19 protein-coding genes are annotated in these 21,807 nt (G+C 42.1%); 7 read left to right on the forward strand and 12 right to left on the reverse strand.

Features of this window, described 5'->3' with window-relative positions; all coding sequences use genetic code 11:
- Positions 1-11 precede the first annotated feature (11 nt).
- Positions 12-317 (reverse strand): STAS domain-containing protein, encoded by a 306-nt coding sequence (locus J1N51_RS13320; protein WP_208831738.1) that lies wholly within the window; start codon positions 315-317, stop codon positions 12-14.
- A gap of 214 nt (positions 318-531) precedes the next feature.
- Between J1N51_RS13320 and J1N51_RS13325 the strand changes: the two genes are divergently transcribed.
- The 3 genes from J1N51_RS13325 to J1N51_RS13335 all read left to right on the forward strand — a co-directional run bounded on the left by J1N51_RS13325 (position 532) and on the right by J1N51_RS13335 (position 2,421).
- Positions 532-876, forward strand: coding sequence for a translation initiation factor (locus J1N51_RS13325; RefSeq protein ID WP_208831739.1), 345 nt, complete (start codon positions 532-534; stop codon positions 874-876).
- 35 nt (positions 877-911) lie between these two features.
- Positions 912-1,715, forward strand: coding sequence for a response regulator (locus J1N51_RS13330; RefSeq protein WP_208831740.1), 804 nt, complete (start codon positions 912-914; stop codon positions 1,713-1,715).
- 85 nt (positions 1,716-1,800) lie between these two features.
- The gene (locus J1N51_RS13335; protein ID WP_269802015.1) at positions 1,801-2,421 is read left to right on the forward strand and encodes an FKBP-type peptidyl-prolyl cis-trans isomerase; all 621 of its coding nucleotides are present in this window, start codon (positions 1,801-1,803) and stop codon (positions 2,419-2,421) included.
- Between the two features lie 95 nt (positions 2,422-2,516).
- On the opposite strand, the gene J1N51_RS13340 is transcribed toward J1N51_RS13335, so the two are convergent.
- The 4 genes from J1N51_RS13340 to J1N51_RS13355 form a co-directional block, all read right to left on the reverse strand.
- Positions 2,517-3,998, reverse strand: coding sequence for an aminotransferase class V-fold PLP-dependent enzyme (locus tag J1N51_RS13340; RefSeq protein WP_208831742.1), 1,482 nt, complete (start codon positions 3,996-3,998; stop codon positions 2,517-2,519).
- A 140-nt stretch (positions 3,999-4,138) separates the two neighbouring features.
- The gene (locus tag J1N51_RS13345) at positions 4,139-4,597 is read right to left on the reverse strand and encodes an Lrp/AsnC family transcriptional regulator (protein WP_269802008.1); all 459 of its coding nucleotides are present in this window, start codon (positions 4,595-4,597) and stop codon (positions 4,139-4,141) included.
- 127 nt (positions 4,598-4,724) lie between these two features.
- Positions 4,725-5,435, reverse strand: coding sequence for a DUF3379 family protein (locus tag J1N51_RS13350; RefSeq protein WP_208831743.1), 711 nt, complete (start codon positions 5,433-5,435; stop codon positions 4,725-4,727).
- Positions 5,428-5,943 (reverse strand): sigma-70 family RNA polymerase sigma factor, encoded by a 516-nt coding sequence (locus J1N51_RS13355; RefSeq protein ID WP_208831744.1) that lies wholly within the window; start codon positions 5,941-5,943, stop codon positions 5,428-5,430. The genes J1N51_RS13350 and J1N51_RS13355 overlap by 8 nt, the downstream gene beginning before the upstream one ends.
- A 111-nt stretch (positions 5,944-6,054) precedes the next feature.
- Here J1N51_RS13355 and J1N51_RS13360 point away from each other — a divergent pair, with 111 nt between their 5' ends.
- The 3 genes from J1N51_RS13360 (at position 6,055) to J1N51_RS13370 (ending at position 8,910) form a co-directional block, all read left to right on the forward strand.
- Positions 6,055-7,818: a lysophospholipid acyltransferase family protein gene (locus tag J1N51_RS13360; protein ID WP_208831745.1), complete on the forward strand. Its 1,764-nt coding sequence runs from the start codon at positions 6,055-6,057 to the stop codon at positions 7,816-7,818.
- Positions 7,819-7,837: 19 nt separating this feature from the next.
- Complete coding sequence (locus tag J1N51_RS13365) at positions 7,838-8,560, forward strand: lysophospholipid acyltransferase family protein (protein WP_208831746.1); 723 nt, start codon at positions 7,838-7,840, stop codon at positions 8,558-8,560.
- 146 nt (positions 8,561-8,706) lie between these two features.
- Positions 8,707-8,910 carry a hypothetical protein gene (locus J1N51_RS13370; RefSeq protein ID WP_208831747.1) on the forward strand — a complete coding sequence of 68 codons (204 nt, stop codon included), beginning with the start codon at positions 8,707-8,709 and terminating at the stop codon, positions 8,908-8,910.
- A 44-nt stretch (positions 8,911-8,954) separates the two neighbouring features.
- On the opposite strand, the gene J1N51_RS13375 is transcribed toward J1N51_RS13370, so the two are convergent.
- Both J1N51_RS13375 and J1N51_RS13380 read right to left on the reverse strand, forming a co-directional pair.
- Entirely contained in the window at positions 8,955-10,127 is a 1,173-nt protein-coding gene (locus J1N51_RS13375; RefSeq protein WP_208831748.1) for a chorismate mutase, read from the reverse strand.
- A 14-nt stretch (positions 10,128-10,141) separates the two neighbouring features.
- Positions 10,142-12,565 (reverse strand): penicillin acylase family protein, encoded by a 2,424-nt coding sequence (locus tag J1N51_RS13380; protein WP_208831749.1) that lies wholly within the window; start codon positions 12,563-12,565, stop codon positions 10,142-10,144.
- Positions 12,566-12,699: 134 nt separating this feature from the next.
- On the opposite strand from J1N51_RS13380, the gene J1N51_RS13385 reads away from it, so the two are divergent.
- The gene (locus tag J1N51_RS13385) at positions 12,700-15,531 is read left to right on the forward strand and encodes a bifunctional diguanylate cyclase/phosphodiesterase (protein ID WP_208831750.1); all 2,832 of its coding nucleotides are present in this window, start codon (positions 12,700-12,702) and stop codon (positions 15,529-15,531) included.
- A 54-nt stretch (positions 15,532-15,585) separates the two neighbouring features.
- Here the strand turns inward: J1N51_RS13385 and J1N51_RS13390 are convergent, their stop codons facing one another.
- From J1N51_RS13390 to J1N51_RS13410, 5 genes are read right to left on the reverse strand one after another with little or no spacing between them, the layout of a single operon-like run.
- Entirely contained in the window at positions 15,586-17,352 is a 1,767-nt protein-coding gene (locus tag J1N51_RS13390; protein ID WP_208831751.1) for a BatD family protein, read from the reverse strand.
- Positions 17,346-19,358: a VWA domain-containing protein gene (locus tag J1N51_RS13395; RefSeq protein WP_208831752.1), complete on the reverse strand. Its 2,013-nt coding sequence runs from the start codon at positions 19,356-19,358 to the stop codon at positions 17,346-17,348. The genes J1N51_RS13390 and J1N51_RS13395 overlap by 7 nt, the downstream gene beginning before the upstream one ends.
- On the reverse strand, positions 19,348-20,340 hold the full coding sequence (locus tag J1N51_RS13400) for a vWA domain-containing protein (RefSeq protein ID WP_208831753.1): 993 nt from the start codon (positions 20,338-20,340) through the stop codon (positions 19,348-19,350). The genes J1N51_RS13395 and J1N51_RS13400 overlap by 11 nt, the downstream gene beginning before the upstream one ends.
- Positions 20,333-20,839 carry a DUF4381 domain-containing protein gene (locus J1N51_RS13405; RefSeq protein ID WP_208831754.1) on the reverse strand — a complete coding sequence of 169 codons (507 nt, stop codon included), beginning with the start codon at positions 20,837-20,839 and terminating at the stop codon, positions 20,333-20,335. The genes J1N51_RS13400 and J1N51_RS13405 overlap by 8 nt, the downstream gene beginning before the upstream one ends.
- A gap of 8 nt (positions 20,840-20,847) precedes the next feature.
- Positions 20,848-21,786 (reverse strand): DUF58 domain-containing protein, encoded by a 939-nt coding sequence (locus J1N51_RS13410; RefSeq protein WP_208831755.1) that lies wholly within the window; start codon positions 21,784-21,786, stop codon positions 20,848-20,850.
- Positions 21,787-21,807: the final 21 nt, after the last annotated feature.

A 21,807-nucleotide genomic window follows, 5' to 3' on the forward strand; every position in this document is an offset into this window, starting at 1 on the left:
TTTAATCCGTATTAGTCGATTTCAAATTTTTTATCAAATCTTGAAATTTGTAAGATCTTCTTGATTTGTGGGCGACAGTTAGAGATTTTGAAGTGTTCTACTTTGTCCGCTAACAGCTTTTGCATATTGAGTAACATACCTAGCGCAGAGCTATCCATGTACTCTGTTTCTCTTAAATCAACAACGACCGTCTCTGTGTCTTTAGTGACATTTGCATAGGCGAGCCTAAAGTCCTGAACCAGGTTAAAATCAAACTTCCCTTTGATCTGCATGATGAAAGTTTTGCCATCGGTAGATGTTGAGGTTACTAAACTCATAAAGCTTTCCTTTGTAATAAGATTTTAAAAACATTTTTAGATGAGTGCTAAACTAATCTTAATTAACGTTAACGATATATTATCAGAGTCTCGTATTGTTTATAGACTAAAAGATCAATGGTTACAAATGTTAAGCACTGAGATAAAAGCATTTTTAATTAAATGAAGGTGTGCTAAATTTCGCCCGTTTTTTAAAGTATTTATAGGTCTTAAGATGTCAGATTGGCAAAGTCAATTAGGGAAACTCGTCTATTCCACTGACCAAGGAAGGATTAAAGATGAGCCTGAATCACCTGAACTTGTCGGTGAAGAATACGCCGATGGCTGGGTGAGGATTCAACGTCAAACCAAAGGGCGAAAGGGCAAAGGCGTTTGTATTATTTCGGGCGTGGTTTTACCGCCGGATGAGTTTAAAAAGCTTGCCCAAACCATAAAAAAGAAATGCGGTAAAGGTGGTGCTGTAAAAGACGGAACCATTGAAGTTCAGGGAGACGATCGAGACCAAATCAAAACAATCATGGAATCGCTAGGCTACAAGTGCAAGTTGGCTGGCGGTTAGGTTTCATTAGCAGTATAAATGAAAGAGAAAAAGCTATGTCAGATTTAGCACCAAGTGATTTATCAATTTTAATTGTTGAGCCGTCTCGTACTCAACAAAAGTTTATAGCCAAGCAGCTTGAAAAAGAAGACATCACTAATGTCGACTTTGCTGATGGTGTAGAAGCAGCCCTGCAAATTATCAAAAATTCTTCTCCAGACTTAGTCACCAGTGCCATGTACTTTGAAGATGGAACCGCGTTGGACTTAGTTAAAAAGCTAAAACAAGACGAGTCGATGCAAGATATTCCATTCATGCTTGTATCCAGTGAATCCAATAAAGAGCAACTTGAAACATTCCGCCAATCCGGTGTTGTTGCTATTTTACCTAAACCATTTACACCAGAACATTTAGGGACGGCGATAAACTCGACAATAGACTTGTTAAGCGCCGATGAGTTACAGCTTTCATACTTTGACATCAAGTCAGTGCGAGTGCTTGTTGTTGATGACAGTCGAATGGCCCGTAACTTTATCTCAAGAGTGCTAACCAATTTGGGTATCGACTTAATTACTCAAGTGGGTGACGGCTCTGAAGCGATAGAAGTTTTGCAAAACGAAATGTTTGACTTGGTTGTTACCGACTACAACATGCCAGAAGTCAACGGTGAAGAATTGACCAAATTTATCCGCACTCAAAGTGGCCAGTCTCATATTCCGATCTTAATGGTCAGCTCTGAAGCAAACGAGACACACCTTGCCAACATTGAAAAAGCGGGTGTAAATGCATTATGTGACAAGCCTTTTGAATCAGAAAATGTCCGTAAAATCTTGTACAACTTGCTTGAAGGTGAAGATTAAGTAGATTGCCTCGCGACCGACGCTTTAACCCCAACCTTAGTCTGTGCTAACATTGGCGGCTTTCTAACTCGCAAAATAAGAGAGAATTATGTCTCAATACACAACTGTAGAGCAGCAAGCAAGTTACGGTATCGGCCGTCAAATCGGTGACCAAGTTGCTAGCAACCCGTTTGAAGGCTTAGATGCTAATGCCGTAGCACAAGGTGTCGTTGACGCCCTAAATGGTAACGAAATGGCAGTATCAGTAGAAGATCTACGAGCTGCTTTTGGCGTAATCAACGAGCGCATGCAAGCAGCTCAAGCAGAGCGTGCTAAAGAAGCGTCTGCAGAAGGTCAAAAGTTTTTAGACGAAAACGCTAAGCGCGACGGTGTAACTGTTACTGAATCTGGTCTTCAGTATGAAGTAATCACTGAAGGTTCTGGTGAAAAGCCAACTGCTGCAAGCACAGTTAAGACGCATTACCACGGTACACTAATCGACGGCACTGTTTTCGACAGCTCATACGATCGTGGTGAGCCAGTTGAATTTCCTGTTGGTGGCGTAATCAAAGGTTGGACAGAAGCGTTACAACTAATGTCTGTTGGTTCAAAGTGGCGTTTAACTATCCCTTACCAGCTTGCGTACGGCGAGCAAGGTGCGGGTGGTGCTATTGGTCCATTCCAAACGTTAGTATTTGATGTTGAGTTATTAGACATCGTTGCTTAATCGATATACTCAGTGCTAAAGAGCGCTGAATATTGACTAAAAAGAGCTGTTTTTACAGCTCTTTTTTTATTTCTTACTCAGTTGCATTGCATATCTTATGCAGAGTAAAGTTGCACCGATTTTAATGGCACAGTGTCAATACTGACGGTGCTATTTATTGGCATGAAATCGCCTGTTTTCGGGTTAAATTCGTAGTCTTTTTGCCATTCATCAATGTTGGCTACAATGGACTTTATCGCATCAACTACAAAATAAGCTTCTTCATCGGTATTAGTAGGATGTAGCGAAACTCTTACCCATCCTGGTTTATCAGCAAGATCACCACGGTTTACTTTCGATACTATTTGGTCAGATTGGGGGCGATCAACATTAAGCAAAATGTGGCCATAAGTGCCTGCACAGCTGCAACCACCTCGAGCTTGAATACCAAACTTATCGTTGAGTAACCATACGATCAAATTATGGTGAATTCCCGTTGCGTAAAACGACACGATACAAAGTCTGTTTTTAGCATTTGGCTCTAAAATCTGAACTTGGTCAATGGCACTAATGCCGTTCATTAATATTCTGCGTAGATGAGCTTCTCTCGTGGCAATTTTGTCGACTCCCATTTGGTCCTTTAAATTAATTGCGAGACCGGCTTTTATAACTTGCAGGAAGGGAGGTGTGCCACCGTCTTCACGTTTTTCAATATCTTTATAAAATGCCTGTTCACCCCAAGGGTTTGTCCACATGACTGTACCGCCACCTGGTTTGTCTGGTGCGCATTCATTGAGGGTATATAAGGTCTTATCAAAAATCAGAACTCCAGCTGTGCCTGGGCCTCCCAAAAACTTATGAGGAGAAAAATAAATAGCGTCTATATGGGCGTCTGGCTCATCTGGTGTCATGTCTATTTCAACATACGGAGCGGAACAAGCGTAATCGACACAAATGATCCCACCTGCTTGATGCATCAATCGAGCTAATCGCCGTACGTCGGTTTGAACTCCGGTAACATTACTGCAGGCTGTAAAGGCTCCGATTAAAAGTGGTCTCGCTTTGTGCTCTTTGAGCAAAGCTTCTAGGTGTTTGTAACATGGTTGACCATCAGGGGCTCGGTTAACAACAAATACATCGACATTACAGGTATTCCAGCTGGTTTGATTGGAATGGTGTTCCATGTGAGTAACAAAAACCGCAGGTCGACAAATGGCTGGCTTAAACAGTTTTTGCCAAAAGGATGGAGTTGGTTGTGGTGTTTTTAAGCCAAGAATGCGTTGTAGTTTATTAATTGCACTGGTTGCTCCAGCGCCTGTGCAGATCAATGCATGACGATGATCGGCGTTAACATGTGATTTTATTGTCGCTCTTGCATCATGATATGCACGGGTTGTGATGCGGCCTGTTTCAGTGTTTTCTGTGTGCGGATTTGCTACATAGGGACCCAGTTCGTTGAGTATATGTTCTTCGATTGGTCGGTATAACTTACCACTGGCAGTCCAATCTGCATATAGAATAGGCTTTCCAGAGGTTTTACTGATGAGATCTGCACCAATGATGGCTGTTCTGTAAGGTTTGAAATAATTTTCTAACATCTTTGCTCAATTGGAATAATATTTTTGGCTGTGTATTATTATGAGACTTATTTTGAAGAATGTTTTTGTTTATTTTTTGTTAAAAAAAAGGGTTGGTGGAAAATTGTTTCCCACCAACCCTTATTAAAGGAAAGATTATTTTAGCTGTACGCTAATGGTACTTCAGTTGAGTACTTCATTTGCTCCATTGCAAAACTTGAACTTACATCACTAAATCCGGCGTGGCGAATAAGTCGCTGATAAAACTCATCGTAAGCTTTCATATCAGAAACCAATACTTTCATTAAGTAGTCGGTTTCACCGCTTAATCGATAAAACTCAATTATTTCGTTAGAACTGTTTGCAAACTCATCGACAATTTTGGCCCACTCCGGAGTGTGTTGATTTGTCTTCAAACTGACAAACACAGTCAAACCAACGTTGAGTTTTTCTGGGTCAAGTAGCGCAACGCGTTTGCGAATAATGCCATTTTGCTCTAACTGCTGTATGCGACGCCAACACGGGGTTTGTGAAAGCCCAATTTGCTCAGAAATTTCGGCTAGTGACATCGAGCCGTCATTTTGCAAAAGGGAAAGTATATGTCGATCAAAGCTGTCCATAATTTTCGTCCTTCTCCGAATAGGAATAATATCTACTGTGTTGCAATATAATAGCTATTTAATTCTAATAAGAGAATGCTTTTTACCTCAGTTTATAGACGACTCATCGTACTTCTTGGCTTTTTGTCTATGCTTTTTGCCACTTCAGCGAGTTTGTTAATATTTGTGACCATTTGTAACTTGAGTCTGAATCATCAGTAACGACCACTACACTGGCATCATTTAATTCTGTAGAAGTGCCGCTAAAGCCGTTTAAAAATGCAGTATTCTGATACTTGAGATTTGCTTTTTTAGGTACAACAAATACCGTTACGTCACGGCCTTGATCATCCATAACAATATGCAAACTTCGTGTCCCCTCAAACGTACAAAAGCTAACAAATTTGATCTTGGCGACTTGCTCTAATAACTCTGCGCCAAAATACGTCAATTTATCATTGAGCTGCGAAAGCGTCGCCTCACCATGATTGGGAATATGGTCGAGTTCAGCAGACATATGCGCAATTGCATGTTCGACGAGTCCGTCATAGTGTTTAGGTGATTGCATCACGCCTATAGTCAAACCAACAGCAGCCACTATAGAGGCCGCAACAGCAACTTGAACTCGACGCTTCTTTTGGGTTTTGATTTTAGTGGTAATGCTTTGGTTTAATAAAATTCGCTCCGCAAGGTTTTCTGGAACTTCGACATTGAGAGCAGAGGCTATTTTGTCATCCAATTGCTGTAAATCAGCTTTGAACTTTGCTTTATTAGGGTCTTTTTGGCATGCGTCGACGACTTCGGAAGTAGAGTCATTCGGATCGGCAAACAGTTTACGTCGGAAGTTTAATTCATCCATTGTTGACTCCTTTTTTGAGTGGCTGGGCTTCTAAAGCGTCTTTTAATTGGTTACGTGCTCGAAACAATCGAGTCATGACGGTGTTTTTATTCAATTCTAAAATGTCTGCTATTTCTTCACCGGAAAATCCGCCGATGACCTGAAGAATTAAAGGTTCTCTGTATTCAGGCTCAAGTTTATAAATTTGACGTCGCAACAAATGGACTTCTAGGTCTTGTTCGTTGTCAGGAGAGATATTGTCTGGTAGTTCTTGCTCTTCTATATCAACGAGATCAAATTGTTTGCGCTCAAAGCGTCTTGCATTTTCACGTCGAAGAATTGTGATCAACCAAGACTTAGCAGCGCCTTCATCTTTGAGTGAATCTAACGACCGCCAAGCTCTTAAAAAGGTCTCTTGCACAATGTCTTCGACTACGTTTGCATCTTTGCAAAGCCAATAGCCATAGCGGTACAAATCTTTGCTGTACGCCCTTACTAGTGCTTCGTAGGTTATGTATTTTGTTTTCATAGTTGATAAGACCTACAAGAGGCTAAAAAAATTTCCAATTTGTCTTCTGCAAATGTTTAAATACAGTTGTACCTAATTAACAGTTTATCTGTCATTAAGAAAAAGAATAACATGACCAACAAGTTAGCGGTTTCTAATATCAGTCTTTCGGCCCTATACCCAGATAAAACTCGATCTGTATTGGGTCGGTTATTATTGACCATCGGTGACAAATTAATGGGGCTCGATGCTCTCAATGACGTTTATCGCCAAAGTCATTTGCCGGGGCTAGACAAACAAAGCTTTTGTAGAGAGCTATTGCGGTATTTAAAAACACCATTGGTTGGGGCAACGGATTTAAAAAAACAAATTCCTGAGCAAGGCAGCTGTATTGTTGTGTCTAACCATCCTTTTGGCTGTTTAGAAGGGGTCGGTTTAGCTCATGAGCTGGGCAAACTTCGCAGCGATGTCAAAGTACTTGCAAATAAAGCGTTGGGGATGTTTAAAGAAATCGAGTCTCACTTTATTTTTATCGACCCACTTAGCCCAAAAGACCCAGCTAATATGTCGGCATTAAAGGCCTGCAAACAGCATTTAGACGATGGTGGTGTTCTCGTAGTATTTCCCAGTGGCAAAGTGTCGGATTATGAGTCTAAAAGAGCACGAGTGTGTGATGACGATTGGAATCGTGTTGCAGCACAATTAGCGAGGCGCACCGACTCCCCAGTTATTCCAGTTTTTTTTGAGGGTCAAAATAGCCCCGAATTTATCCGATGGGGAAGAGTCTGGACCAAAACCAAACTGTTGATGATGTTTAGAGAAATACTTAAACGTCAAGGCCAACCCATTCAGATGCGAGTCGGAAAATGTTTACCAACAAAACTGCTGGCTAAATTGAAGTCGGTAGAAACCATTAATGATTATTTGCGGTTGCAGTCCCACTTATTGGATTCGCGATATGAATATCAATGGCCAGATGACATTATTGATACCATGCAACCGCTTGCTCCTGAGGGAGACAAGCGCCAAATAAGTGCTGAACTCGAAGCCTTACCCGATGAGCAAGTATTAACCCGATACAAAGGCTTTACCGTTTATTACGGATATCAACGTCAGCTCTCAACAACCGTGAAGGAAATTGCCCGTCAACGTGAGCGAGTCTTCAGACTGCATAATGAAGGTTCTGGACAGCCAATAGACACTGATTCTTTCGATGCGACTTATGTACACTTATTCATCGTGCAAGATTCTACGACAGATATTATTGGTGCCTACCGGATGGGACAAACCGATAAGCTGTTGGCCGAATTTGGTGAACAAGGTTTGTATCTGTCAAAAATGTTTAATTTTAAACAAGGATTTATCAATCATACTGAACCGTGTCTCGAAATGGGACGTTCATTTATTGTTCCTGAGCATCAACGAAGTTTTTATGGGTTATATTTATTATGGCGCGGAATTGGCGAGTATGTGGTTAGACATCCACAGTACAGAACCCTCTACGGTACGGTTTCATTGAGTAAACTATATCGGCCAGAGTCTGTAGAATGTATCAGGCAGGTAATGACTGAGCCAAGTGACCAAGTTTCAGCCAAAAGCCCCTTTGCAGTACCCATTAACCCGGAGATGACGGAGTTTTTTGCTAAACATCATCATCAAGATGGAGTATTATCCGCGGTCGTTCAAGGCTGGGAGACTGATAGTAAAGATGTGCCCGTATTGATGAAGCAATATCAAAAAATGGCAGCGCGTTTTTATTGTATTGGTATCGATGAGAGTTTTAATGATACGCCTGGTATGTTGTTGAGTGTTCATTTACCCAGTGCGCCTGAGCGGTCATTAAAACAATATTTAGCGGAAGGCCTTGAATCTTATTTGCAGTACCGCTCAAACTAAAAAATTGAAAGGGTAAATAATGCGTGCTAATCGATTTGCACAATGTTTTAGCTTTACCGTGATGTCTACGGTAAAAATGATAAGTTGGCTGTTTTACCGATTTGAGATCACCTGGTTAAGTAAAAAACAATATCCAGACCTCAAAGATGTAAAGCTTATGGTATTACTCAATCACACTAGTTTGTTTGAGGCTATGTTGGTAAGGCTTGCACCGTTTCCGTTTATCTGGAAAATTGCTCGCCATGTTCTTTTGCCGGTTGCCGATATAACGACAAGTCGTCCTATTGTGGGAACGTTTTTTCATGCTCTAGTGCCAGGCGTCGTGCCAATTAGCCGAAAGCGTGATGAGTCATGGACAAACTTCTTGAAGCGCGTTAATGATGATGCAATTGTTGCCATTCTTCCTGAGGGGCGAATGCGTCGTCGTGATGGCAATGACAAACACGGTAATCCGATGACGGTTCGTGGCGGTGTTGCGGACATAATCGATGAATTGGAAGGTGGAAACATTTTGTTTTTGTATAGTGGTGGAATGCACCATATTCAAATTCCAGGTCAACGATTACCAAGGTTATTCAAAAAAATCAAAGTCAACATGGAAATTGTTGAAGTTGATGAATACAAAAAATCCTTTAAAGAAGAAGATGTTAAGACTCGTAAAAAAGCCTACATCGAAGACATTCAGCAACGTCTAGAAGAGAAAACACCATACTGTAAGCACCAGCCTTATAACAAAGGTTAAACGTTTGAAATGTTTTGAAACACCCTGAACCTGTACTTCAGGGTGTAATTTGTTACGATAGCTGAGAGTAAGGTGCCTGTGCATGGAAGCCACCATATAGTTCAAGATGAACACCTAGGAAATTATAAAAATAACAAGGTGAACCAATGACAAACCTAGAGAAGTCATTATCAAAACTGCGCAAGGCAACAGAAATACTAAGTTCGGAAGAAAACCGTCGTCACGTAGACATGCAAATCATTGAAGAGTTACAAACCTCATTGCACGAAGTCCACGAGAAAGTCGAAGATTTAAAACAGAATATCGAATCTAACGGTGCGTCTCCAATTAAGTATGTAGCTCAAGTTTAAATAACCAAAAAAAAGGTCACCCTAGGTGACCTTTTTAGTATCTGTTATTTCAATACTTTTGTTGGCTGTACATCTTCGTTTGGATAACAGCCCAAGACTTTTAAGTAGCGGGTGGTTTGTTGTAACTCATCCAATGCGCGTTGCATGTTGGCATCGCGAATATTCCCTTCGACATCCACATAAAACATTTCTTCCCAAGGATTACCCGTGATAGGTCTAGACTCAAGCTTGGTCATGTTTACGTCATGCTGTTTTAATATCAGTAGTGCATCAACTAAAGCGCCTGGGGTTTGTTCAGTCGACATAATCCAAGTCGTTTTGGCGGGAACTTGGCTGGCAACATCAATCGCTTTACTCGCTAGTACAATAAAGCGGCTGTAGTTTTTCTTTTGGTTTGCTAAAGCCTCGGCAATGATCTGTAGGCCGTACAAACGCGCGCCTTCGCCACTACCTAATGCCGCGACAGTCCCAGATGTGTCTTGTTGAATCGCCTCAAATGCCGCAGAAGAAGCTTCACAGTGTACGATTTCGACATTGTCGAACTGAGTCAAAAAGTGGCTACACTGTGCATACACTTGCGGGTGTGCGTACAGGGTTTTAATCCGTTCAAGGCTAGTAGGTACAGCACTTACCATACAGTGGTTGATAGGGTGAGTGAGTTCACCAACAATGGACAAGTCCGTGTGTTGTAAAAGGTCATACACATCATTAATACTGCCCGACGACGTGTTTTCAATCGGCAATATGCCGTAGTCGGCGTGTTTGTGTTCTACTTTTTCGATTATTTCGGCAAAACTTGAACACCCCATCGCCTTGAGTTCACCTGGAAAACGCGAAAAGTACTTATGGCAAGCTAGGTTACTGTATGAACCTTGGCTACCTAAATATGCGACTCGGTTAATGGTTTGGTGTCCGTTAGGCAAATTGATGTGTTGCTGTAACAAAGCCTGTTGGTGTAATACCGAATCTTCAATGATTGTCTGAAAGACTTGCTTTACAAAATAACCATCTAACTCTAACTCAGCGCCTTTTTCTATCAGGGCGATAAGCATTTGTTCTTCTCGTCCGGTGTCTCTCACTGGTTTGTCTTGCGCAATTTTTGCGTTTGCGACTGCTTTAGCCAGAGCTCGCCTTTCTGCAAGCAATGCCAATAGCTGATTGTCTATGTGATTAATTTGTTTACGTATGTCTTGTAAATCTTGACTGGCGTTACTCAACAATGTGTTCCTTTTTACTTTGGTTGAAGGGTCAAACGATATTTTGTTGCCTGCGGCAGCAAAGGACTCACCGTACCATTAATCCAGTCTTCATGACCAGCCCCAAAATAAGGACTAAGGGGATGAGAAGACTGTCCCACGGGCATATGAAAAATAGCGGTATCTTCGTGACCTGGCGCAATTACCATCCTTTGTGATGAGCCAAAACGACTACCCTGAACTTTTGGCATATAGCTGTCACCTGAGACTTGATGCTTCGGCATATCTAATAGCCAACCTAGTGCAGGAATTGCACGACTTAACGGGTGCTGAATATTGGTTTGGTTTTTTGCTCCCCAAGAGGCGTTGTCTAGACTATCAAATTGTTTTTCAAGTTGGTTAATTGTTTTATTTAGCGCTTCGTTAAATAGACTGTTCCAAGTTGTGAATCGCTCAGGTAATAAGTGCGAGGGTTGCTGGGTGATCATAGCCCACATCGCTGGCTCGAGTTGCGAGCGGATTGTTCGGTAATTAATTTGATCTGTAGGCTTATCTAATGTTTGAGAAAAAAGCTCGGTAAAAAGTAGCTCGCGAAGTTCTATTCTAAATTGCCTTACAATGGTGTAACCGATGGAGTCAATACTAGCTCTGTTTTGCCACTGGCTAAGATGGGTAGTAAGTGATTGTTTTTGGACATCATTAATTTCACTGGTTGGCAGAACTGAGTGAGTTAAAAACTCATACCAAGGTGTCAAAAACTCTGCTTTGTCATCCAATTGAATTGCTAAAAAATCAGCTTCAGTAAAGATTTGCCTTGATTTAAGGTTATTGGCAATTTGGCGCGAACGTGCACCTAAAGCATAACCGCCATTACCGATTTTGTTGAGTTCGCTGCTGCCAATTACTCGGCTATTTCCTGTCCAAATTCGATCTGATTTAGGGTTAATGACAACTGGGTAATCAGACGGAGCTAGGTAGCCGTTCCAAGTAATATGACCTTTTGTGCTTGTTTGGCTCCAGTCTTGCGGAATTTGCCATTGTAACTGGGATAAGTTAGCGCCTAGCTTATCTGGGATTGCGCCAGCGATTGTCCAAGCAGCATTACCATGGGTGTCGACGACGGTGAAGTTTTGAGCTGGTATGCCCAGGGTTTTTGCTATGTCTAATGCGGACTCTACGTTGCGAGAGTAGACTAACTCCAACAAATTAAAATTAACACCTTCAGGATCATGAGCGACCCACCTTAGGGCATAAAGGTTGTTTTTTTCCTCGTGAATTACGGGTCCCCAGATGGTCTTTTTTATGGTTATTTCAACTGGTGATTGGCCTTTTACTCTGATCGACTCGAAGTCAGTTTCGAACTGTAACGGACCTTGAGCCGTTAGGTAGTGGTTGTCGGTATCAGACAGGGTTGTTTTTATTAAGTCTGACCAATCACCGTAGCTGTTTGTATAGCCCCAAGCGATATGGGTGTTAGTTCCAGCGATAAGCGCGGGAGTTCCGGGTAATGTAACACCGTGTATTTCAATGTCTTGATTGTTTGCAGAGAATTTTGCCGAACTTCTGTACCAAATATTTGGGACCCCAATACCTAAGTGCATATCGTTAGCCAACATGCCACTGCTGTATGGCGTCAGTTGTCCGGTCACAGCCCAACTGTTACTGCCTTTTAGTGCCTCGTGATCATATGGTACAAAAGGAGAAAATGTAGATAACTTGGCAGTTTCAGTATTTGGAACGCTGGTGTCTATAATAGGAGCGGGCTCAAAACTGTTTTTAGGGATGTCGGGCGATGAAAAATTAACCTCGTCAATGGTAGCGTCCCACTCAGAGCCGTTAGGGTTGATAAAATTAAATACGTCTGGCATCAACCGAGCGTGCAATTCACCCAGCAGCTTCTCTCTTTCGCCATATTCGTCTTGCAGATCCATGAACATAGAGAACAACACTAAAAAGCTGTCTTCTTGTTGCCATTGTTTTGGAGGTGTTGCCAATAATAAGTATTCATAGGGGTAAACTGAGAGTTCGGACAAACCAGTGTTCACACCTTCGGTATATGAATTTAATAAAGATTTGTGTGAACTAGGGAGTTCATTGAAACGTTGTTTGGCGCGCTGACGAAATTGGTGTACACGTATTTTTTTGTCATGAGCCAGTGCAACTTCACCAAACAGTTCGGCAAGTTCACCAGCAGAATTTCGCCTGAGTAGATCCATTTGAAAAAATCGCTCTTGGCTATGGAGCCAACCCAGGGCAAAGGCATGGTCATTGGCAGATTGAGCATTGATAAAAGAAATGCCGTTTTTGTCCCGTTCTATAAGGACTGGGAGTTCGACATTGGCTCTTATTTGACCATTTAACATTGGTAAACTCGATTTTAACGATATGTAAACTAAAATACTTACTAGAATCAGTAAGATCATAATTATTTTTATAAATAGAGTTGCCCATTTAGCCATGTTGTCGTCCTTTGATTTTTAGACTTTCGATTGAGTCGAATGCTTGTACAAAAAGTATCACTTAACAAACGAATTGACTAGGCATCTCATTTACCAATCCTAAGCGTGTCATCTATCAATAACTGGAGGTTTGTTTGATAACTCTTGTTCAACTCAATGGGATCAGTGTACGTATAAGCACTTGGGTTTCAGTGTTGATGTTCGTTTTAGTGCTTGTCATATATCAGCTTATGATAGTCAAGCCAGTAGAGAGCCACTTAAAGCAAGCCAAACTGCTACGCACGTCTGTGTTATCTGAACAATCACGAAACATTAGTGATTTTTTTAAACCTTTGCAAAATGCTGTTCAAACAACCGCAAATAAGGTGGTGTTGAGCTCAGAGTTTTTAATGGACAATAATAAAGCTTTAGATGGAATAGAGCTTCCCGGAGGAGTCGTCTTTTTAGCGGATGATAAGGGGAACGTAGTTTCTTCGAGCGAACAATGGACTCTGAGTCACAATGGTCACTTTTTTATCAAACGAAACTCGTTTCAAATGCTATTGAATAGGCAGAGTGGATGGACTCAAGTCTTCTACGACGCTCACTTACAACAATATGTGTTGGGCTATGGTGTTGTTTTTAGAGAGGGCAACAACGTTCTTGGTGTGGTGGGTGGCATGATTCCAACGGATGAGGTGATTGCTTCTGTCTCTACAAATGTTAATGAGTCTGAGGTTCGTTATTTTATCTATAGCTCGTTGGGAAAGGTGATTTATCACCCGGATTACAGCCTTAAATTACTTCGTCAAGCTGAGTCTTACAATGCCGGAAATTACGTTCGTTCGGTACTGAGTAATGGCCTTGCAGAATATATCGAGAAACGAAACTCAGGAAAAAATATAGAGCAATATTCAGAGCGAGCTGACACGATTTTTGTTGATGCTATGCCTATTGAACACAGTAATTGGATAATGGCTGTATATCAAAGCAAGAACCGTATTTTAGACCAATATCGATATGACCAATTAGTGTATTGGCTGACTTGCGCTGGGTTTATTTTTGTTACTTTTATTTTTAGTTATTTAATTTCTAAACGACAAATAGAAAAGCGCACTCAGCGGCTTATCGAGCCATTTAGTCGTTGGGGTAATGGCTCAATTGATGTTTTAGAAAAGGACATGGAGTGGCTAAATAAAAACAAAAGCCAACAAGATGAATTCAGCCCCTTGTCACAGGAAATTAAACGCTTTGTGACTGTTGAAAGACGTTATATGCATAGGCTTCGAGAGGAAAATAATGACCTCAAAGATAAGGTTGAACAAAATAGGGCGTTAGCGCAAGCGATCAGTTACTCGGATAACATTGTCATATTATTAACTCCAGATTTGAATATTACGATTATTGATAATAAAGGTCAGAGGCTGCTTGGTAGTAGTAAGTCATCTTTAATTGGTCAATCTATTTTGAGCTTCATTCATCCTCATATGGAGTTTATAAAGGAGCAGTTGAGTAACCAATTACGCAGAAAAGGGGCTTGGCAGGGTGAGCTTATTTTAATTCAAAATGGGCATACACAGACGGACCAAGAAGTGTGGGTTAATTGCAGTATTACGCCAATGCGATCTCAGGATGGTAAGACTGAAAAATACGTAGCAACGTTCCAAGATATTTCTTCTGTCAAAGACAATCAAAGTCGAATTGAACGGTTAGCCTACATTGATGAACTTACTGGGCTGAATAATAGAGCGTTCTTCCTGGCACAATTAGAAAAGCTGGTGGAAATAAGTAAACGAGGTCGATATGACTTTGCGTTGTTTTATTTTGATATTGATGACTTTAAAAAAGTGAACGACTTTTTGGGTCATGAAGGTGGTGACATGTTGCTCAAGTTATTTTCTGATAAGGTCTCTGCGACACTGCGAAATGAGGACGTATTTGCTCGAATGGGCGGCGATGAGTTTGCAATCGTGACCGGAGGGGTCAAATCTCAACAAGATGTAATCGCCAAAATAAATTGTCTGTTAGATATTGCTAAAGAGCCTTTTGAGCTTAATGAACACTATGTACAAGTAGGAGTCAGTATTGGGGTTACCATGTCTTCGTCTGATCAATATGACGCAGAGCTGTTATTACAACATGCGGATATGGCGATGTATGAGGCAAAATCTCAAGGTAAAAATACTTATCACTTCTATTCTCAAGAACTCAATACTATCGCAAAAGCCCGAATTGAAATCGAACAGGACTTGTTACACGCAATTGAACACGATGAACTCGAGCTTTATTTTCAGCCTAAAGTTGACAGCCGCGGTCCTCTGCTAGTTGGCTTTGAGGCCTTACTACGTTGGACCAGCAAAAAGCGTGGATTTGTTTCTCCAGCCGAATTTATTCCTATTGCTGAACAAAGTAATTTGATTTTAAAAGTGGGAGATTGGGTGTTAGAAAAAGCCGCCCAATTTGTTCATGAGAGTAAACAAAATGTTGTCGTATCAGTCAATCTAAGCGCTAAACAATTTGAGTCTGGTCACTTGGTCATGAACCTAAATAACGTGATCACTAAATATGGAATTGACCCAACCTTACTAGAGGTAGAAATAACTGAGTCTAGTTTGATGAGGGATGTTGAAGGTGCCATAAAACAATTAGAAGACATCAAGACATTGGGAATTAATATTTCAATTGATGACTTTGGTACGGGATATTCATCGTTAAGTTATTTAAAGCGATTACCGGTAAGCACACTAAAAATCGATCGTTCTTTTATTAAAGATACACCATCGGATAAAAGCGATGTAGAGATTACAAGTGCGATAATCGCTATGGCTACTCAACTTGGCCTTGAAGTTATCGCCGAAGGTGCCGAAACAAAAGACCAAGTCGAATTTTTGGCTAGTCAAAACTGCTTTTTTATTCAGGGTTACTTTTACAGTAAGCCATTACCTAAAAATGACGCCATTGTCTGGACACCAGAAATAAATGGATAAACGCTCCGGATAAAAAATAGAGGAATCTATTATCTTCCGGAGCCGTGATAATTTTTAACTTGGGTTGAGAGGCGGCAGGTTGGAATGAGCTGCCGTTTGCTCATTAGCTCCTTTGTTTTCTGCTTCAATAGCCTGCCAAAGAGCTTCACCACGCCAAACGGGCTGGCTTAGTCCAGTGTCATTTTGTTGGTGACCAAACCTAGCTTTAGCTAACAGCCTTATTTGCTGTTTGAGGTCTTCGTGGACGCTATTCTCAAAGTCACGCATGTGGCGGCATTCAGGCTTGTGAATAGCAGCCCATGCCTTTAACAACTGATAGGCTTGTTCAGGTTGATGAGCAAGGCATGCTCGCTTCAAACTCGCTAGATCAAAATTTTGAGTGGAACCTTGCGAATAATTTACACCAGTTGAGAACCTACTCTGATGATGTTTTCTCTTTTCAAATAAATATAAAATCGCAAAGCAAATCGCACCTAACCACCCTACAACAGTAAGGCCTAGCCATAACCAATAGTTATTGACCGAGGTTGAGATACCAACAGCGTCACAATTACATTCAGTTTGGTCTTGAGGCGTTGCAACAGAACTAGATTCATCGCTCTCGGCTTCAACTCCAACAGGAGGAGGGACGGGTATCGCAGCGTTTGCCGAAGGTGTCACTTTAATGACGCGCTCAGGTAAGGTCGCGGTTTCGATTCGACGTATCTTAGTGTTAAACCAGCTTAGTTTGACCGCAGGAAGGGTGTAAGTACCTGGGCGATTGGCAACGATGGCTTCACTGCTCACTCGTTGGGAGACGAGGGCGTTGTCACGAATGACTGAATGTGTTTCTGATTTGTCCGGATAAACGCTAAATTCACTCGGATATTCACTCTTTATTTCTGGAAGTTGCTCTTCGCTGACGTTTAACGCTGTTAGCGTGTAAGTTCGAGTAATAGGTTCGCCAACCTCCACGGTATTTTGAGTTGGTGTCCACTCTTCATTAAGTTGTACTAAGTCACTAGGTAACCATGCGCCAACATAGTCTGCAGGAATAGGCAGTACATCAATTGCAAAGTTTTCACCGTAGGCACTGACTGGTTTACTCTGGATAAAGCTAGAGAAGCTCGAGCGTCGACTGTTTCTAGAGGTAACGTCGCCATTAAACTCTGGTGACTCAATAGTAAATTGGCCACTGGCTTGTGGTGTGATGGTATAAACACGTTCAATCACTCGGTAGCGAATACCATTGACAATTTCTGTACTGTCTTTGTCTTTTCCATGTTGTTTGATTATCGCACCTTGCAGTGTGGGCTCGGATAATCGGCCACTTTGAAGCTCAACCTGTGGTGACACATATAGTTTTGTGGTCAGCTTAATTGATTGTTGTACATATACTTTTTGTGGTGACAGAGTATTGTCGATGAAAATAGACTCATTGCGTTGTAACCCTGTGTTAGAAGGTTTCACGACGGTTACCTTAATCGGTTGGCTTTTTACTCCATTGAGTTGGAACGACGGAATCGTGAATTCTCCGGCTTGTTTGGCTACTAGAACAACACTCCAAGTAGTAGTGCGAGTCATAGAACCGTTAATGATTTGAGTCTGTGAACCTGTGGCAGTTCGACCCACAGTAAATGGACCATTTTGCAAGGGAGATAGATCTAAATCGTTTGTATTGATAGAGTCGTTGGCTTCTATTTTTAATACAAAAGGTTCTCGCTCCATTACTGGGTTGCGGTCGATTGAAGCTTGTAGTGAGGTCAGGTCTGCAGTGGCATTAAAGGAAATTAAAAACACCACAAACACACTAAAAACGAGAGACTTGATGTTACTTACCACGATTTTTTCACTCCTTTAGGAAACCGGTTTTGGAATTGCCGGCGTTTGCTCTCTAACAGCATTTTATTCTTTAATAATATCGACGGGTCGTCGTCTACTTTGCGCAATAGTTGTTCGAGCTTTTGCATTTCTTCTTGTTCGGCAATTTCTTCAGGGCTTGGTCTAGCAACCGACCCTGTTTGTTGTCCTGTATTATCTGCATCGGCCTCTTCAGCTGCTTCGCTAACTTCTGCTTTTTGTTCTGTCTCGGCTTGATTAGTTCCACTTTGTGCCGCTTGCGAGTCAGATTGGTTTGTTTCTTGATTTTGTGACTGATTTTGTGACTGAGACTGAGACTGAGACGAAGGTTGGCTAGGATCTGCCGTCATTTCACTTTTTTGATCTTCGCCTTGTGGGTTTGAGCCTTGTTGATCATTTTGATTTTGTCCTTGCTCGTCTTGCTGGGATTGGTTTTGAGCGCCTTGATTACCGTTTTCGCTAGACGACGAAGACTCATCATCCTGATTATTTTGCTGTGATGAATCATCTTGCCCTGATTCTTGATTGTCTTGGTTAGACTCTTGTGACTGCTTTAGCAACTGTTCGACAATACTTCTGTTCTGCGCTGCTTGCTCTAAATTAGGGTTCCTTTGTAAAGCGTTTTGGTAAGCCTCTATCGCTTGTTCAAATTCACCCATTTGCGCCAACGCATTCCCTAAGTTGTAGGCGCCTTGAGCGGTTTGGTCTTGCTGATAGAGTTGAGCCGCAGTCTGATAATCTCCTGATTTGTAGGCTGCTGCGGCCTTCCAGTTAGTGTCATCAAACGTTTGCTGAGCTTTGGCGTAATTTTGTTTTGAAAATGCCTCTTGGCCTCTTTGATTCTTTGACTTAAACCATATGTCAGCCCAATTTTCTGACGGTGTTACAGTCTGAGGCTGCTCTGGAGTTGAATCATCATTGGCAAAAGCGGGAGCAGGTATGACCGAAAAACACAGCGCCCCAACAATTGGCAAAACAAACGCAAATGTCGCTCCTCGGCGAAACGCGAATAATAAAAATAACATTGATATTAACACTAAAATTGGTCCGGCTTCATGCCAGTCATCACCGGTAAGTTGAGAATGATTATCGGAGTCTTGAGAGGATTGTGTATCGTCAAAGGTCGAACGACTTCTCGCAGCAAGGCGTTTAATATCTGAGTCATCGGCAGTTATCGTTTGGAACAGCCCACCACTCAATCCAGCTAACTCTTGCAAGGCTTGGCTGTTGAGCTTAGGGATCACAATACTGCCTCTGGCATCTTTCAGTAGGGTTCCATCGAGTTGCTTAATAGGCGCGCCAAGCCGAGTTCCTACCGCAAGAATATTGACTTCAAACGGGGTTTTGCTCGTAAATTCACGAAGGCTGTCCATATCTTCTTCGTCAATGCCGTCAGTAATCCAATATATTTGGCCACTTAGGTAGCCGGCTTGACTCATGAGGTTTTCAGCAAGCTGTAAGCCTAATAATGGGTAGCTGCCTGTGACTGGCATAATTTCAGGGCTTAAACTTTTTACCAGTGTTGCAACGTTACGTGGATCTTTTGTTAAAGGGGAGATGGTATATGCATCTCCAGCGTAGGCGATTAGACCCACTTCCCCATCGCCAAGAGCGGTTGCTAGGTCGATGGTTTTGAACCGAGCTCTAGTCAATCTGTCAGGCTTAACATCTGTGCTTCTCATCGACAGCGACATGTCCATGACAATCATATTGGCCACGTTGGATTTGAACACGGGTTTTTCTATTTTTTGCCATGTTGGACCTGCAAGAGCGATAACACTAGTGAGCCAAAATAGTCCCAAGAGCAAAGGTAACCAATGTCGACCTTGATTGGATTTTCCCTCTAATAAAGAAGTGGCTAAGTGTGGTGCAATAATCGACTGCCAATGGTTATTGGCGTGATGTTGTCGTTTCAATAACCAAACAACAAAGACAGGAATACTTAGCCACAAGAGTTCAGGACGTAAAAAATGAAAATCACTGAGCACGTTTAAATCCCCCTACGACTTGGGTAAGCATTGGCAGGCCTGAAATCAGAATCGAAAGGCCAAGAGCAAAAGCCAGCGGCCAGTAAAATAAGGCTTGTTGAGGACGAAGTTGCACAGGGTCATCTTCAACCGGCTCCATCTGATCTAGTATTTTGTAAATATTGGTAAGCTGTTGTGTGTCTTTTGCTCTAAAGTACTGGCCACCGGTTTCAGTTGCGATAGCTGTTAACAGGCGTTCATCCAAGTCAGCCGACGGGTTCACCCTGCGCGTACCAAAAAAGCTGCGTACTTCCATCTCATCAGCACCAATACCAATAGTATAAACTTTAATGCCCGTTTGTTTGGCGACTTCTAATGCCTCTCTAGGGGTAATATTCCCCGCAGTATTCTGACCATCGGTGAGTAAAATTAGGATTCGATTAGAGTCATCTTTATCTTTAAAACGCTTAGCGGCTAAACCTAACGCATCGCCTATAGCTGTTTTATCGCCAACCAGGCCTAAGACCGCTTCGTCGAGCATTTGTTTGACGGTTTCACGATCAAAGGTTAACGGCGTTTGCACAAACGCAGTATCAGCGAATAATATCAATCCTAAACGATCACCAACCCGTCTATCGATAAAGTCCTGTAACACATACTTAAGCATAGTGAGTCGGTTAACAGGTAGGCCATTGAGACGCATATCTGTTTCATCCATGGATGCCGATAAGTCCACGGCTATCATAATTTCTCGGCCTTCTTGCGGTACCGTTATTGGCTCACCTAACCACTGTGGTCGCATGGCTGCGCCTACGAGTGCCAACCAAACGATAAACCACAACCAAGGAAACGAACGGCGGTATTGGGTCTGCTGCTCTCCTGACATCAACTTAAACGTCGGAAGTCTAAGCGCAGGCCTAGCCTGTTCCGTTTCTGGTAGAAGCCAAACTAAAAGGGGAACAAACGCCAGTAAAGCAAGCCAAGGCCATTCAAAACTAAACACGGTGCGACTCCTTGTGTTTGTCGAGTCGGACACCTTTAGGGTTGGTCAACGAACTTGTCTTGACCCAAGCAATAGCTTGGTTGAGGTACAAATCTGCATTTGCAGCGCTGCATTTTGGCTTGTAGGCAAGGGCTGGAAATTCTTGGGAAATCTGATTGTCCGCTTTTGCCCATTTATTGAGTTGAGTCACCCAGGCTTCTCCAGATAATGCCGCAACAGATTCGCGGTGTGCGTAGGCGAGAGCGACCCGTTTTAAAATTTGATTTATGGCTTTTACGGCTTTTTGTGGATGTGGTTCTTGTTGTAATTCGCTTAATAACTTAAGCGCCTCTTTTTTAGCTTTCATTAATGTGCGACGTCTCAATTGGAATTGAACAAACCAAATTAAAGCGATCAAAAATAAGATGGCGATAACATACCAAGCCGGCCCAAGCGGCCACCAAGAAGTTGGTTCGGGAAGAATGATGTCGTTTAATTCACTGATCGGTGGTTGTGCCATTTTGTTACCTATAACTGCTGCTGTAACGGTAGGCCAGCACTGACTGGCAACCACTTTATATTAAGTTGTTGAATAGCACTTTTTTGTTGTTCAAAGAATTGTTGTGCCGTTTTGTTATACGCTGTAATTTGCTGAAGCGAATTCAATCGCTTGTGATGAATGCCATCAGTTACAGTTAAGTCGTCAGAGACAACATTGGGCAGCGATTGCTCAATGGGATCGTAAACCCAGCAGGCATTTATTTCGCAGTGTTTTTGTAATTGAAAAAGGTGCTGGCGAGCTTGCTCGTTGACGTGCAAAAAGTCACTAATGATATAGATAAGACTACCAGGGTGAGCGACTCGTCTTAAGTGACTACACGCATTTTCAAATTTTGCACAGGCTTGCTGCTCGTTAAGGTTACCCTCGTTGGTCGCCAACTGCTCATTTCCTTCAACGAGGTTATTAAGCCAGTGTAGAAGTGCTTTTTGTCTTGCTCTCGGTTTTGCTTCTAAAAGCTGGGAGTCGGTGAGAACCAAACCACCGACTTTGTCCCCTTGCTGCTTAGCCCGCCACGCGACGAGCGCTGCTAGGTGACTTGCTTGAACTGATTTGTACACAAACTGACTACCAAATTTCATACTAGGTAACAAATCGCAAAGGATGAAAATAGGGCGGTCTTTTTCTTCTTTAAAGACTTTTGTGTGGGTTTTTCCGGTCCGTGCTGTTACTCGCCAATCAATTGCTCTGACATCATCGCCCGGTTGATAATGGCGAGCCTCGTCAAACTCCATACCCCGACCTTTGGTTTTTGCTAAATATTGCCCAGAGAGGTGATGTTTGATTCTTGCACTTGGTTTTGTATTCAACAGATGTGTGAAACCCTGGTACTTTAACAGCTCATCAAGCTGACATTGAGTTCCGTTGGTATTGGCTTCTTGTAACCACAAGTTGACTTGATTGTGCATTGCGTTCTCGCTTCCTTTTTT

It is taken from the genome of Psychrosphaera ytuae, assembly GCF_017638545.1.
Lineage (GTDB): Bacteria > Pseudomonadota > Gammaproteobacteria > Enterobacterales > Alteromonadaceae > Psychrosphaera > Psychrosphaera ytuae.

Bases quoted from the DNA above. Each gene is read 5' to 3' on its own strand.
- J1N51_RS13320 (WP_208831738.1), bottom strand. From the start codon at position 317: ATGAGTTTAGTAACCTCAACATCTACCGATGGCAAAACTTTCATCATG.
- J1N51_RS13325 (WP_208831739.1), top strand. From the start codon at position 532: ATGTCAGATTGGCAAAGTCAATTAGGGAAACTCGTCTATTCCACTGAC.
- J1N51_RS13330 (WP_208831740.1), top strand. From the start codon at position 912: ATGTCAGATTTAGCACCAAGTGATTTATCAATTTTAATTGTTGAGCCG.
- J1N51_RS13340 (WP_208831742.1), bottom strand. From the start codon at position 3,998: ATGTTAGAAAATTATTTCAAACCTTACAGAACAGCCATCATTGGTGCA.
- J1N51_RS13345 (WP_269802008.1), bottom strand. From the start codon at position 4,597: ATGGACAGCTTTGATCGACATATACTTTCCCTTTTGCAAAATGACGGC.
- J1N51_RS13350 (WP_208831743.1), bottom strand. From the start codon at position 5,435: ATGGATGAATTAAACTTCCGACGTAAACTGTTTGCCGATCCGAATGAC.
- J1N51_RS13355 (WP_208831744.1), bottom strand. From the start codon at position 5,943: ATGAAAACAAAATACATAACCTACGAAGCACTAGTAAGGGCGTACAGC.
- J1N51_RS13360 (WP_208831745.1), top strand. From the start codon at position 6,055: ATGACCAACAAGTTAGCGGTTTCTAATATCAGTCTTTCGGCCCTATAC.
- J1N51_RS13365 (WP_208831746.1), top strand. From the start codon at position 7,838: ATGCGTGCTAATCGATTTGCACAATGTTTTAGCTTTACCGTGATGTCT.
- J1N51_RS13370 (WP_208831747.1), top strand. From the start codon at position 8,707: ATGACAAACCTAGAGAAGTCATTATCAAAACTGCGCAAGGCAACAGAA.
- J1N51_RS13380 (WP_208831749.1), bottom strand. From the start codon at position 12,565: ATGGCTAAATGGGCAACTCTATTTATAAAAATAATTATGATCTTACTG.
- J1N51_RS13405 (WP_208831754.1), bottom strand. From the start codon at position 20,839: ATGGCACAACCACCGATCAGTGAATTAAACGACATCATTCTTCCCGAA.
- J1N51_RS13410 (WP_208831755.1), bottom strand. From the start codon at position 21,786: ATGCACAATCAAGTCAACTTGTGGTTACAAGAAGCCAATACCAACGGA.